Source organism: Pseudomonas sp. GD03862 (assembly GCF_029840855.1).
Lineage (GTDB): Bacteria > Pseudomonadota > Gammaproteobacteria > Pseudomonadales > Pseudomonadaceae > Aquipseudomonas > Aquipseudomonas alloputida.
Genome location: NZ_JAOCDI010000047.1, coordinates 15,765 through 28,500, shown reverse-complemented (window position 1 = coordinate 28,500; position 12,736 = coordinate 15,765). Strand labels below are relative to the sequence as shown.

Sequence of the window (12,736 nt, the reverse complement as noted above, 5' to 3'; positions counted from 1 at the left end):
GCTTATCAACCTGCCGGGGGCGTGAAAATCGCCCCCAGCTGTTCGCGGCTCTGCGCCATGCCCACGTTCTCGCGCAGGCCCTGGCGCAGAAACTCAACCAGCTTCGATTGCAAGGCAATGGCCAGGTCAGTCTCCGGATCACCGCCGGCTACATAGGCACCCACGCTGATCAGGTCGCGGCTTTGCGACAGGCGCGACCACAGTTGCTTGAACTTCTGCGCCTGGCGCAAGTGGTCGGCATCGACCACTTGGGGCATGACCCGGCTGATCGACGCTTCGATGTCGATGGCCGGGTAATGGCCTTCCTCAGCCAGCCGACGCGACAGTACAAAGTGGCCGTCAAGCACGCCCCGCGCCGAGTCGGCGATCGGGTCTTGCTGATCGTCGCCTTCAGACAGCACGGTATAGAACGCAGTGATCGAACCACCGCCTGGTTCGCCATTGCCTGCCCGCTCCACCAGCTTGGGCAGCTTGGCGAACACAGAGGGCGGGTAACCCCGGGTGGCTGGCGGCTCGCCGATGGCCAGGGCAATTTCCCGCTGGGCCTGGGCGAAACGGGTCAACGAGTCCATCAGCAACAGCACATTCTTGCCTTTGTCGCGGAAGTACTCGGCAATGCGCGTGCAATACATGGCGGCGCGCAGGCGCATCAGCGGCGCATCGTCGGCCGGCGAAGCCACCACCACCGAGCGCTTGAGGCCCTCTTCACCAAGGATGTGCTCGATGAATTCCTTCACCTCGCGCCCCCGCTCCCCGATCAGGCCGACCACGATGATTTCGGCTTCGGTGAAACGGGTCATCATGCCCAGCAATACCGATTTACCCACACCGGTACCGGCGAACAGGCCTAACCGCTGGCCACGGCCGACGGTAAGCAGGCCGTTGATACTGCGAATGCCCACATCCAACGGCTTGCTGATAGGGTCGCGGTTGAGCGGGTTGATCACCGGGCCGTCCATCGGCACCCAGTCCTCGGCCTTCATCCCGCCCTTGCCATCCAGCGCACGGCCGGCGCCGTCGAGCACCCGGCCCAGCATGCTCATGCCCATGGGCAGGCGGCCGCCGTCATCCAGCGGGACGACCCGGGCCCCCGGGGCAATCCCGACGATGCTGCCCACCGGCATCAGAAACACCTTCGGCCCGGCAAAGCCCATGACTTCGGCCTCGACCTGCACGGGGTGATAACTGTCATCGTTGATCACCAGACAGCGGCTGCCCACTGCAGCGCGCAGGCCTTCGGCTTCCAGGGTGAGGCCGACCATACGCAGCAAACGGCCTTCGACGATGGGCTGGGCCGGCAGCTCGATGGCCTCAGCGTAAGTGCCCAGGCGCTTGCCGAAGCTGGTGCGTTCAAGGCGCATCTGGGCTGTCCACGGTACGCTCGACCGGCGCGTCCAGGTCTATCGACATGTCTGGCGCCGCCGGGTGCAGGGAATGATCGTGCAACTGGTCGAACAGCTGCGCCACCGCTTTTTCGATACGCGTTTCCATGGTGGCATCGATACGGCTGTGGGCCGTCTCGATGCGGCAACCACCCGGTAGCAGCGCGCTGTCTTCCAGCAGCCGCCAGTTCTCCTCATGGCGTTCGCGCAGGGCCTTGGCCAGCTCGAAATCCTGCGGGTTGAGGTGGATGCGGATATTGTCCGCACCCATGGGCAGCAGCTTGAGCGCTTCGCGCAGCACTTGGGTGATCTGGCTGGAATCGTTGCGCAGCTCGCGGCCGATCACCTGGCGGCTCATGTGCGCGATAAGGTGCACCAGGCTTTTCTCGATCTGCGTGTCCTGCTCGGCAATCGGCTCCATCAGGTTGGCCATCAGCCGCTCGAGGCTGTCGAGTTTGGTTTTCAGGGCCTCTTCGGCCTCCTGGCGAACCTTGAGCTGGGTGCTGTGGAAGCCCTCGCGCTCACCGGTTGCGAAGCCCTCGTTGTAAGCCTCCTGACGGATGGCTTCGAGCTCTTCCAGGGTCAACGGCTGGACTTCTTCCAGCGGCACTTCCTCGACTTCCTCGATGACCTCGGGCTCAGGCTCAGGCTCCGGTTCGGGCTCCGGTTCCGGGTCGAAGCTTGGCAGCGTCCACACATCCACGCCCTCGAGGTCGCGGGCACGGATCAGGTCGCTGGGGTGGTGTTCTTTGGTGGGCATGCTGTCATGTTCTCAAACCATGTTCGGCCGACACGGTCCCTTGTAGGAGCGGGTTCACCCGCGAATGCGTCGGCAGCGACAACCTCGATTGCCAGGACCGACGCCTTCGCGGGTAAACCCGCTCCTACAAAAGGCGGCGTCGGCTATGGGATCGCGAATACCTTAGATCATTTCCTCGGCGCCCTTGCCGCCGAGCACGATCTCGCCGGCCTCGGCCATGCGCCGGGCAATGGTGAGGATTTCTTTCTGCGCGGTTTCCACGTCGCTGACCCGTACCGGCCCTTTGGCCTCCAGATCGTCACGCAGCAGTTCCGAAGCACGTTTGGACATGTTCTTGAAGATCTTGTCCTTGACCCGCTCGTCGGCGCCCTTGAGCGACACCACCAACACGTCGGAGGACACTTCGCGCAACAGCGCCTGGATGCCCCGGTCGTCGACGTCGGCCAGGTTGTTGAAGACGAACATCAGGTCTTCGATCTGCTCCGACAGGTCGCTGTCGATTTCGCGGATCGCGTCCATCAGTGCACCTTCCACCGAGCTGTCGAGGAAGTTCATGATGTCGGCAGCACGCTTGATACCACCCAGGGTGGTGCGCGCGGCGTTGGAGTTGCCCGAGAACTGCTTCTCGAGAATCTGGTTCAGCTCCTTCAGCGCCGCGGGTTGCACGGTGTTCAGCGATGACACGCGCAGGACGATGTCCAGGCGCACCTTGTGGTCGAAGTTGCTCAGCACTTCACCGGCCTGGTCCGGGTCGAGGTAGGCGACCACGATGGCCTGGATCTGCGGGTGCTCGTAGCGGATCACGTCGGCCACGGCACGCGGTTCCATCCATTTGAGGCTGTCCAGTCCGCTGGTATTGCCGCCGAGCAGGATGCGGTCGACCAGGCCGTTGGCCTTGTCCTCGCCCAGGGCCTGGTTGAGCATCTTGCGGATGTACGCATCAGAACCGACGCCCAGGCTGGTCTGGTCGCCGACGATGTCGACGAACTCGCTCATCACCTGTTCGACCTGGTCACGGTGCACATTGCCCATCTGCGCCATGGCCACACCCACCCGCTGCACTTCCTTCGGGCCCATGTGCCGCAGCACCTGGGCCGCATCGGTCTCGCCCAGCGAGAGCAGGAGGATCGCCGCCTTGTCGACGCGGCTCAGCTTGGCGGTAACGGCTCGGTTATCACTCATCGGCGTTGATCCAGTCTTTCACGACCTGAGCCACACGGCCCGGGTCTTCGGCCACCAGGCCTTTGATTGCGTTGAGCTGTGCCTCGTAACCCTCGCTCGGGCTAGGCAGCAGAATGCTTGTCGGGCCACCCAGGCTGACGCGGTCGTTGGCCAGTTCGCCATCCAGACCCATCATGCCGCCCAGCTCCATGTCACTGTCCGGGGCAGCCTGCTTGCCGCCCCCGGTAATGTTGTTCAGCACTGGCCGCAGCACGCCGAACACCAGCACCAGGATGAACACCACGCCCAGCACCTGCTTGACGATATCCCAGAACCACGGCTGCTGGTAGAAGGCGATGTCGGCGATTTCCTCGCCACGGTCGGCGGCGAACGGCACGTTGATCACCGTCACGCTGTCGCCACGACTGGCATCGAAGCCAACTGCGTCCTGCACCAGGCGGGTAAAGCGCGCCAGGTCCTCGGCGCCCCATGGCGCACGCGTGGTATCGCCAGTGGCCGGGTCGATCTTGACCTGGTCGTCCACCACCACCGCTACCGACAGGCGGGTCATGCGCCCCTGCTGCTGGCGAGTGTGGCTGATGGAACGATCCAGCTCAAAGTTCTTGGTGCTCTGCTGACGTTTGTCTGACGGGTACGGCGCGAGCATCGGCTGACCGGTGGCCGGGTCCATGATCTGCTGGCCGTTGGCATCCACCAGCGGTTGGCCAGGCTGAATGGCGGCAGCCGGGGTAGCCGCGCCACCGGTGGTCTGCGGTGCCGAAGCGGCGCCTGGCGGCTGGTTGCTCAGCGCGCCAGGCACGCCTTGAGGGCCTTGGCTGCTGGCACGTTGTTCGTCAACCGACTGCTCGCTGCGCAACGCCGGCTGGTCGGGGTTGAACTGTTCGGAGGTGGACTCGACCGCGCTGAAGTCGAGGTCGGCGGACACTTCGGCCTTGTAGCGGTCGTTGCCCAACACCGGCTGCAGAATGTTGTGCACACGCTGGGTGAGCATGCTTTCCACCCGGCGGCTGTAGTCGAACTGCTTGCCGGCCTGGGTCAGCGCGGAATCCTGAATCTGCTCGGACAGCAGGTTGCCTTTCTGGTCGACGACGGTGACCTGGGATTTGTCCAGTTCCGGCACGCTGGTGGCGACCAGGTTGACGATGGCCATCACCTGCCCGGCTTCCAGTGCACGGCCTGGGTACAGCTCGACCAGTACCGAGGCGCTGGGCTTGCGTTCATCACGCACGAACACCGAACTTTTCGGGATGGCCAGGTGCACGCGCGCGGCCTTGACGTTGTTGAGGCTGGAAACGGTACGGGCCAGTTCGCCTTCCAGGCTGCGGCGGTAGCGGGTGGCTTCCATGAACTGGCTGGTGCCCAGGCCCTGCTCCTTGTCGAGCAGTTCGAAGCCGACATTGCCGTCGCTCGGCGCCACGCCGGCGGCTGCCAGTTTCAGGCGCGCACGGGAGAGGTCGTCGGCCTTGACCAGCAGGGCCCCCGAGTTGGGCTCCACGTTATAGGGGATGTCAGCAGCGGCCAGGGTGTCCATGACCTGCTTGGTGTCCATGCCCGACAGGCTGCCGTACAACGGACGGTAATCGGGTTGTTGCGACCACAGCACCACGGCAAAGCCGATGGCCACGCTGGCCGCCAGGCCGACCAGGAGGCCGATCTGGCGCAGCATGGGCATCTGCGAGATATTTTCCAGAAACGCCATGCCAAACAGCGGCGGCTTGGCCGCTGGCGAGCCAGCTTTGGCGGGGGCGTTTTCGACGACTGCTTCAGCCATGGGTTACATCCGTCCTCAAACCGGCATCTGCATGATGTCCTGGTACGCCTGGACCAGCTTGTTGCGTACCTGGGTCATGGCTTGCATCGACACGCTGGCCTTTTGCGAAGCGATCATCACGTCAGTCAGGTCGACGCCGCTCTTGCCGATTTCGAACGCGTTGGCCAATTGGGTCGAGGCCTGCTGCGTCTCATGCACCTTGCCGATGGCCTGGCCGAGCATGTCGGCGAAGGTGCTTTGCCCTGGCGCCAGCTCGGGGGCGGCAGTTACCTTGGGCAACGACATGGCATCGGCCTGCATGGCCCGCATGTCCAACATCAGACGATTGAATTCAACACCTTGGCTCATGACCCTTCTCTCTCCTGCGGCCGCATTTTTTTGACAGTCATGCGGCGAATGACCTACCTAAAGCAACAAAGGTGCCAGCCTTCGCAACTCATTTGCCCAGAGATCACACAATTCCTGTGGGAGCGGCCTTGCGTCGCGATAGGGCCGCAGAGCGGCCCCGGCGATCTTTGCGGCGGAGCTGAAGACCTGGGACCGCTTCGCGCCCCATTCGCGACACAAGGCCGTTCCCACAGAGGTCCGCGCCAGTTGCAGATGATTTGCCAGTCAGCCGAACAGGCTGGCCTCGACGTCAAACCCGGCATCGCGCATCTGTGCCAGCTTGTAGCGCAACGTCCGCGGACTGATCCCCAGGCGTTCGGCCGCCTCTTTGCGGCGGCCGCGCTCGGCGCGCAGGGTGTCGATGATCATCTGGTACTCGTGGCGGCGCATGTCATCCCCCAGGCCGCCGGCATCAGCAACCACCTCGAGAGATGGCTCGGTGCCAGCCGACAATGGAATGGCGCCTGCCAGACAAAAATCCGCCGCCTCGATCACGCCACCCTGCTGAAGAATCAACGCCCGCTGCAAGGCGTTGTCCAGTTCGCGCACGTTGCCCGGCCAGGCATAGGCTTGCAGGCAGGCCCGAGCCGCTGGCGAGAGGCGCACCGGGGCATGCTTCATCTTGGCCACATGGCGCGCCAGCAGGCGCTCGGCCAGCTGCAGGATATCGCCCGGCCGCTCACGCAGCGGGCGCCAGGCCAGCGGGAACACCGACAGGCGGTAGTACAGGTCTTCGCGGAAGCGCCCGGCCGCCACCTCGCCGGCCAGGTCGCGGTTGGTGGTGGCCAGCACCCGAATGTCCAGGCTGATCGGCTTGCGCCCGCCTACCCGCTCCACCTCGCGCTCCTGCAGCACACGCAGCAGCTTGGCTTGCAAGGCCATGGGCATTTCCGAGATTTCGTCGAGCAGCAGGGTGCCGCCTTCGGCCTGCTCGAACTTGCCTGCCTGAGCCGCGATAGCACCGGTGAAGGCACCCTTCTCGTGGCCAAAGAGGGTGGCCTCGAGCATGTTGTCGGGGATCGCCGCACAGTTGATCGCCACGAAGGGCTGTGCCGCACGCGGCGACTGCTGGTGAATGTAGCGCGCCAGCACTTCCTTGCCAGTACCGGACTCGCCGGAAATCAGCACGGTCGAGTCACTGCGCGCCACACGGGCCGCCAGCTCCAGCAGCTGGCGACTGGCCGGCTCGCAGGCCACCGGCCCTTCTTCGCCGGTGACCCGACCGGCGGCATGCCGCTCCACGAGGCTGAGCAGCGCCTTGGGCTCGAACGGTTTGACCAGGTAGTCGGCGGCGCCTTGGCGCATGGCCTCGACTGCACGCTCGACGGCGGCATGCGCCGTCATCAACAGCACCGGCAACTGTGGCTGCTGGCGGCGCAACTGGCTCAGCAACTGGTGCCCGTCCATACCGGGCATGTTGACGTCACTGACCACCAGGCTGAACGCGTCTTCGAGTACGGCCTCCAGCGCTTCTTCGGCACTGCCCACTGCCTGATAGGCGAAACCGCCGATTTCCAGGGTATCGCCCAGCGCCTGGCGCAATACGCGGTCATCCTCGACCAGCAGCACCTTGATTGCCATTACACCCCCTCCGCCAATTGCCCGTCGATCAACGGCAGCTCTACCCGCACGCAGGTACCACGGCCGACTTTCGAGCGCAGGTTGATCGTGCCCTGGTGCGCACGCACCACCGCCTTGACCACGGCCAGGCCCAGGCCGGTACCGGTGGCCTTGGTGGTAAGGAACGGCTCGCCCAAACGGCCGAGCAAGCCTGCATCGATGCCGCTGCCGGCATCGCTGACGCACAGGTGCAAGCTACGTTCGCGGCGGTACAGGTGCACCTTCAGCCGCGCCGGGCCATCGCTGGCCTGCAGGGCATTTTCAATCAGGTTGAGCAAGGCGCCGACCAGGGTGTCGCGGTTGCACAGCAGCTCACCCAGATGACTGTCGCACTGCCAGCGCACGGCGTGCCCCTGCACATGCGCCTGGGCCGCCTGCTGCAGGGCCTGGAACAGCGCTTTCGGGGTCACCCGATCCCCCAGCGGCAACTCGCCACGGGCAAACACCAGCATGTCGCGCACCTGGTGTTCCAGCTCGTGCAGGCGTTCCTTCAAGGTTGCGGCGAAACGCAGGCGGGTTTCCGCGCTCAGCGTTTGCTCGCTATCGGCCAGGTGGCTGGCATACAGCATGGCTGCGGACAGCGGCGTACGGATCTGGTGAGCCAGCGAGGCAACCATGCGCCCCAACGACGACAGGCGCTCGTGGCGAGCCAGCTGGTCCTGGAGGCGACGGGTTTCAGTCAGGTCGTTGAGCAGCACCAATTGGCCAGGCTCGGCATCCAGCGAGCGGGTGGCGATCGACAGGCGGCGACCGTCGCGCAGCGAGACTTCGTGGCCGTCGTCCTTGCGCGGGGCAAAGCTACGGGCGATCACCTGGCGCCACAATTGGCCGATCAGAGGCTCACCGAGCAACTCGCAGGCGGCCGGGTTGGCTTCGCGCACCAGGCCCTGGCCGTCGATCACGATCACCCCGCCGGGTAGCAAGTCCAGCAGGTTCTGCAGGCGGTTGGCCAGGCGTTCCTTTTCACTCAGTTCGTCGATGCGCTGGGCGCTGACCACGGCCAGCTCACCTTTGAGTTCACTGACCCGGGCTTCAAGCAGGCTGTAGGACTGACTCAGCTGGCTGGACACCTGATTGAACAGGGCGAAGGCTTGCGCGATACCCTGGCCGCTGTCCTGCGCGACCAGGGTTTGCCCCTGCTGATCGGGGGCTCGGGATACGTGGGCGGCCTGGGGCATCGTGCTCTCTCGCGTGGCTGACCGTCATAAAAACGGTGTGTTGCCAGCGGTGTAGCAATAGCCGTGCCGGAGATAGGGATTTGTGCCGGCCTCTTCGCGGGCAAGCCCGCTCCCACAGGAATATCACCGAATTGAAGATGTGCATCGATCCTGTGGGAGCGGGCGTGCCCGCGAAGAGGCCGGCACAGGCAACCGCCAGGCTTCAATCTTCCGCCTGTTCCTCGCCACCTTGGCGGCTCATGCCGTACTTGCGCATTTTCTCGACCAGGGTGGTACGGCGAATACGCAAACGTTCAGCCGCGCGCGCAACGATACCGTTGGCATCGTCCAGCGCCTGCTGGATCAGACCCTGCTCCAGGCTACCCAGGTAGTCCTTGAGGTCCAGGCCTTCGGGCGGCAGCATGGCGTGGTTGCTGAAGTTTGGTGTGTGGCCATTGATCGCCACGCGCTCTTCCAGGTCGCTGCGCAGGCTGTCGACCATCTGCTCGTCTTCGTCATCGACATAGCGGAATTTCTTCGGCAGTTCCGACACGCCAATGACCCCGTACGGGTGCATGATCGCCATGCGCTCGACCAGGTTGGCCAGCTCGCGCACGTTGCCCGGCCAGCCGTGACGGCACAGCGACATGATCGAGGCGGAATTGAAGCGAATGGAACCGCGCTTCTCGTGCTCCATGCGCGAAATCAGCTCGTTCATCAGCAACGGGATGTCTTCCACCCGCTCACGCAACGGCGCCATTTCGATAGGGAACACGTTCAGGCGGTAGTACAGGTCTTCGCGGAAGGTGCCGTCCTCGATCATGGTTTCGAGGTTCTTGTGCGTCGCAGCGATGATGCGCACGTCGATGCTCTGGGTCTTGTTGCTGCCCACGCGCTCGAAGGTACGCTCCTGCAGCACACGCAGCAGCTTGACCTGCATCGGCAACGGCATGTCGCCGATTTCGTCGAGGAACAGGGTACCGCCGTTGGCCAGCTCGAAACGCCCGGCACGGCTGGTGATGGCCCCGGTAAAGGCGCCCTTCTCGTGGCCGAACAGTTCGCTTTCCAGCAGCTCAGCCGGGATCGCGCCACAGTTGACCGGCACGAACGGCGCTTCGCGGCGCTTGGAATGGTAGTGCAGGTTACGCGCCACCACTTCCTTGCCGGTGCCCGACTCACCCAGGATCAGCACGCTGGCGTCGGTATCCGCCACTTGCTGCATCATTTGCCGCACGTGCTGAATGGCACGGCTGGTGCCCACCAGGCTACGGAACAGATTGGGCTCGCGCTGGCGACCGCGCTCGCGCGCCTGGTCATACATTTCGCGGTAGACCTGGGCACGGTGCAGCGAATCCAGCAGCTGGCTGTAGCTTGGCGGCATTTCCAGGTTGGACAGCACCCGGCGGCGAAGGTCTTCCGGCAGCTCGGCAGAAGAAATTTCACCTAAAAGCAGAACCGGAAGGAACTCATCCCAGGTAGCCACTGTCTTAAGCAGCCCAAGCAGATTGCCCGGAGCATTCACGGTGCCGATGAGCACGCACAGCACTTCGCGGCTCGAGGACAATGGCTCGACCGCCTGCTGCCAGTCATGGCTGGCACACGCGAGGTTTTCTTCGCCGAGGAAGTTCAGCACCACCGCAAGGTCGCGGCGGCGCGCGCTGTCGTCATCGATCAGCAGAATCTTGGTTTCACGCCACATGCAATAGCAACTTCCCTAGTCATATCGGCGCCCTGCAGGGGCGTGCTCGACATCATTCCGACTGAATGGTCAGTGTTCGGACGTCTGAAATTCGAAAACAGCCACTAGTAAAGTCAAAAACTTAAAGGCAGTCAAATTTATGGCGCCGAAGCGTTGCTCTCTGCCCAGCTTCAGCTGAACAGATGGTATACCTTTGTGGCGTGTTTCGCTTGGTTGATATTCGACATTTGTGCGACCAAGGATTGACGCTCGTCACTTGCAACGTCGATCAGCTGACGATAAACCGCCATCAACGCTTCCAGATTGGCCCGGATTGCGGCCTCATCATCCTGATTCTCTTGCAGTAATTCATCCATCAGCGCACGACAGGCCAAGTCCAACTCACCAATGGCCGCCCAGTCGCGCACTTGCAGGGCCTCGCTCAGGGCAAGGCGGGTGTCTTCGATTTGCTGCAGCGCGCTCATGGGGGTGCTCCTTAGGGTGTTATTGCTCGGCGGAGGCGATGGCATCCCAGCCGCTTTTGACAGTGATCATCAATTGCGCGACTTCGTCGATCATGGCCGGGTCGCTATGCAGATTGGCCTGAGTCAGGCGGCGAGCCATGTAGTCGTACAGGCTGTCGAGGCGGTCCAGTTCGTCTGGGTTATCGGTCTTTTCCTTATCCAGCCCCTCACGCAGACCACCGATGATGTCAATAGCCTTGCCCAGCATCACACCCTTCAGCGCCACATCGCCGCGCGCGATCGCACCTTTGGCCTGAGCCATGCGGTCAAGCGAACCCTCCATCAGCAACTGCACCAAGCGGTGCGGGGTAGCTTCGGAAATTTGAGCGTGGGAATTGACCTTCTGGTACTGGCGAAGGGCTCTCATCGGGTGCATGGGGGATCCTCATTGAACGGGGCTGGACGTGGGCCGCATGTCTACTACATCGGCCCGGCCCGGCGTTTCTTTAATGATCAGCTGTCGCTATTGGCTTTGTTCAACGCGTTGAGCGTGGTCATCACGCTGTCACTAGTAGCCTTGAGCTGGGCGACCATGGTGTCCATGGCGTTATATTTCTTGGTCAGGGTTTCGGTCAAAGACTCGATACGACGGTCCAGGGCGGTTTGCGACTCTTCCAGTTGCTTGAGCTGATTAGTCAGATTGGTCTGACGAGAGGCCAGGATGCCACCGGTCTTGGCGTATTCCTCGGTGGCGGAGGTCATGCGCGTGAGCAGGCCTTCCTTACCGGTGAACAGACCGCTGATGTCAGCACCATACGTTTTGACCGCAGCGTCCCACTTGGTGTCATTGAGCTCCAACAGGCCGGTTTTCTGGACGGTATTGATGCCTAATTGCGACAAAGTGCGCAGGCCTGTACTGCCAACGCTGCGACTGATCTCGCTACGAATGGAATTGACCAGCGAGCGCATGGTCGCATCACCGGTCAATGCGGCCGAGCCGGTGGCAGAGCCATCAGAGCCTGTGGTGACCTTGGTCTGGGCATTGATAGTAGTCATCAGCGCATTGTAAGCGGTGACGAACGACTGCACCGAGGTCTTGAGCGTATCGTTATTGCTCGATACCGCTAGGCTGGCCTTGCCTTCCTTGACCAGTGTGATATCCACGCCACTGATGGCGCCTGTTACAGTATTCGAGGCCGATTCCAGCTCAAGACCGTCCAGGGTGTATTTTGCGTTCTGTGGCTCGGCGATGGTCGTCACATCACTAGCCATGCTGGCGTCGCCGCCCAACGTCAGTTCGGTGCCCTCACCCATTTTAGTGGACGAGAAGATCAGGCGTGAACCACTGGCGTCGGTGACGATGTTCGCGGTGATACCTTTTGACTGCAGTTGACCATTGATCGTGTCACGAGCCTGCTGCAGGGTCGCGCCGTTGGCGATGGTCACGCTATGGGTAGCACTGCCCTGGCTAATGGTCAGGGTTTGCGATTGCCCCGAATCGTTGACGATGGTCGAAGTCTTCTCGTAGACCTGTGTCGAGATCTTGGAAGCTGTCGCCAACTGGGTAACTTCGAGAGCATAGTCACCGGAAGACGCGCCATCGCCCAGCTTGATCTTGGCGATGGCTTCATCGGACGACGATGACGCCAAACCGGAAAAGCTCGAAGCCGTGTTTAGCTTGGCAACGGCTGCACGAAAGGTATCCAGTGCGCTTTTCACAGTACCGATGGCCGACAGCGAGGTGGTGGCTGTGGTGGTCTGGTTGTTGATCTGGGTTTGCTTGGGCGCCTTTTCGGCATCTGCCAGCGCCTTCACGATACCGCTGATATCGAGGCCAGAGCCAAGCCCATTGATGGTTGAGCTCGCCATATCACATCTCCTTAATCGTTGCCGCCGGTTTACCGACGAAAAGGCATCCGTGCGCTAATAAACAAATGCCGTGCCAACTCAGACCTGGGCATTGAACAACAGGCTATTGGCATCCTTCAGGTTTTCCGCCAGTTTCAGTGCCACTTCGGAAGGCAACTGGCGAATGACTTCGCCGCTTTGGCGGGCTATGACCTTGACCACCACCTGGCCGGTGGAGTCATCGATCGAAAAATCGAGTTGCCGCTCTGAAGCCTTGACGAAGTCCTGGATGGCACTGATGGCGCTTTCCAGGTCTTGCCGAGCTTCAGGCTTGGGTTGTTTGTCGACCGACTCGCTGGCTGCCAGATCGCTTGCTTGCCGCTTGCTCGTCGATGTGTCGGGCGCAGCGGAGGCGGGATAGGACAGGCCCAGTTTCACGCTCATATCCATGTCTTACACCTCTTATTCTCGGAAAGACGAAAGGGTA

Annotated in this window: 12 protein-coding genes; all 12 read right to left on the bottom strand. The window is 62.5% G+C overall.

Going from position 1 to position 12,736, the window contains the following annotated elements; all coding sequences use genetic code 11:
* Window positions 1-5: 5 nt before the first annotated feature.
* On the bottom strand, window positions 6-1,361 hold the full coding sequence (fliI, locus tag N5D53_RS23360; RefSeq protein ID WP_010955088.1) for a flagellar protein export ATPase FliI: 1,356 nt from the start codon (window positions 1,359-1,361) through the stop codon (window positions 6-8).
* Entirely contained in the window at window positions 1,351-2,142 is a 792-nt protein-coding gene (fliH, locus tag N5D53_RS23355) for a flagellar assembly protein FliH (protein ID WP_064491807.1), read from the bottom strand. Before fliH ends, fliI begins: the two co-directional genes overlap by 11 nt.
* Window positions 2,143-2,304: 162 nt before the next feature.
* Window positions 2,305-3,324, bottom strand: coding sequence for a flagellar motor switch protein FliG (gene fliG / locus N5D53_RS23350; RefSeq protein ID WP_003254434.1), 1,020 nt, complete (start codon window positions 3,322-3,324; stop codon window positions 2,305-2,307).
* A complete protein-coding gene (gene fliF / locus N5D53_RS23345; protein ID WP_104961049.1) occupies window positions 3,317-5,095 on the bottom strand; it encodes a flagellar basal-body MS-ring/collar protein FliF in 1,779 nt (592 codons plus the stop codon). Before fliF ends, fliG begins: the two co-directional genes overlap by 8 nt.
* 15 nt (window positions 5,096-5,110) lie before the next feature.
* Window positions 5,111-5,443: a flagellar hook-basal body complex protein FliE gene (fliE, locus tag N5D53_RS23340; RefSeq protein ID WP_003254438.1), complete on the bottom strand. Its 333-nt coding sequence runs from the start codon at window positions 5,441-5,443 to the stop codon at window positions 5,111-5,113.
* A gap of 264 nt (window positions 5,444-5,707) precedes the next feature.
* The gene (locus tag N5D53_RS23335; RefSeq protein WP_279840903.1) at window positions 5,708-7,063 is read right to left on the bottom strand and encodes a sigma-54 dependent transcriptional regulator; all 1,356 of its coding nucleotides are present in this window, start codon (window positions 7,061-7,063) and stop codon (window positions 5,708-5,710) included.
* Window positions 7,063-8,280, bottom strand: a complete 1,218-nt coding sequence (locus N5D53_RS23330) for an ATP-binding protein (protein ID WP_279840902.1) — start codon at window positions 8,278-8,280, stop codon at window positions 7,063-7,065. The genes N5D53_RS23335 and N5D53_RS23330 overlap by 1 nt, the downstream gene beginning before the upstream one ends.
* A gap of 202 nt (window positions 8,281-8,482) precedes the next feature.
* Complete coding sequence (fleQ, locus tag N5D53_RS23325; RefSeq protein ID WP_003254443.1) at window positions 8,483-9,958, bottom strand: transcriptional regulator FleQ; 1,476 nt, start codon at window positions 9,956-9,958, stop codon at window positions 8,483-8,485.
* Between the two features lie 170 nt (window positions 9,959-10,128).
* Window positions 10,129-10,422, bottom strand: a complete 294-nt coding sequence (locus N5D53_RS23320) for a hypothetical protein (RefSeq protein WP_003254445.1) — start codon at window positions 10,420-10,422, stop codon at window positions 10,129-10,131.
* A 19-nt stretch (window positions 10,423-10,441) separates the two neighbouring features.
* Complete coding sequence (fliS, locus tag N5D53_RS23315; protein ID WP_003254447.1) at window positions 10,442-10,837, bottom strand: flagellar export chaperone FliS; 396 nt, start codon at window positions 10,835-10,837, stop codon at window positions 10,442-10,444.
* 77 nt (window positions 10,838-10,914) lie between these two features.
* Window positions 10,915-12,270, bottom strand: a complete 1,356-nt coding sequence (gene fliD, locus N5D53_RS23310; RefSeq protein ID WP_104961048.1) for a flagellar filament capping protein FliD — start codon at window positions 12,268-12,270, stop codon at window positions 10,915-10,917.
* 78 nt (window positions 12,271-12,348) lie between these two features.
* Window positions 12,349-12,699: a flagellar protein FlaG gene (locus tag N5D53_RS23305; RefSeq protein ID WP_104961047.1), complete on the bottom strand. Its 351-nt coding sequence runs from the start codon at window positions 12,697-12,699 to the stop codon at window positions 12,349-12,351.
* Between the last annotated feature and the right edge of the window lie 37 nt (window positions 12,700-12,736).

What these genes read in the sequence shown, in the direction of transcription:
- fliI (WP_010955088.1), bottom strand. Translation starts at nt 1,361, where the DNA reads ATGCGCCTTGAACGCACCAGCTTCGGCAAGCGCCTGGGCACTTACGCT.
- fliH (WP_064491807.1), bottom strand. Translation starts at nt 2,142, where the DNA reads ATGCCCACCAAAGAACACCACCCCAGCGACCTGATCCGTGCCCGCGAC.
- fliG (WP_003254434.1), bottom strand. Translation starts at nt 3,324, where the DNA reads ATGAGTGATAACCGAGCCGTTACCGCCAAGCTGAGCCGCGTCGACAAG.
- fliF (WP_104961049.1), bottom strand. Translation starts at nt 5,095, where the DNA reads ATGGCTGAAGCAGTCGTCGAAAACGCCCCCGCCAAAGCTGGCTCGCCA.
- fliE (WP_003254438.1), bottom strand. Translation starts at nt 5,443, where the DNA reads ATGAGCCAAGGTGTTGAATTCAATCGTCTGATGTTGGACATGCGGGCC.
- N5D53_RS23335 (WP_279840903.1), bottom strand. Translation starts at nt 7,063, where the DNA reads ATGGCAATCAAGGTGCTGCTGGTCGAGGATGACCGCGTATTGCGCCAG.
- N5D53_RS23330 (WP_279840902.1), bottom strand. Translation starts at nt 8,280, where the DNA reads ATGCCCCAGGCCGCCCACGTATCCCGAGCCCCCGATCAGCAGGGGCAA.
- fleQ (WP_003254443.1), bottom strand. Translation starts at nt 9,958, where the DNA reads ATGTGGCGTGAAACCAAGATTCTGCTGATCGATGACGACAGCGCGCGC.
- N5D53_RS23320 (WP_003254445.1), bottom strand. Translation starts at nt 10,422, where the DNA reads ATGAGCGCGCTGCAGCAAATCGAAGACACCCGCCTTGCCCTGAGCGAG.
- fliS (WP_003254447.1), bottom strand. Translation starts at nt 10,837, where the DNA reads ATGCACCCGATGAGAGCCCTTCGCCAGTACCAGAAGGTCAATTCCCAC.
- fliD (WP_104961048.1), bottom strand. Translation starts at nt 12,270, where the DNA reads ATGGCGAGCTCAACCATCAATGGGCTTGGCTCTGGCCTCGATATCAGC.
- N5D53_RS23305 (WP_104961047.1), bottom strand. Translation starts at nt 12,699, where the DNA reads ATGGATATGAGCGTGAAACTGGGCCTGTCCTATCCCGCCTCCGCTGCG.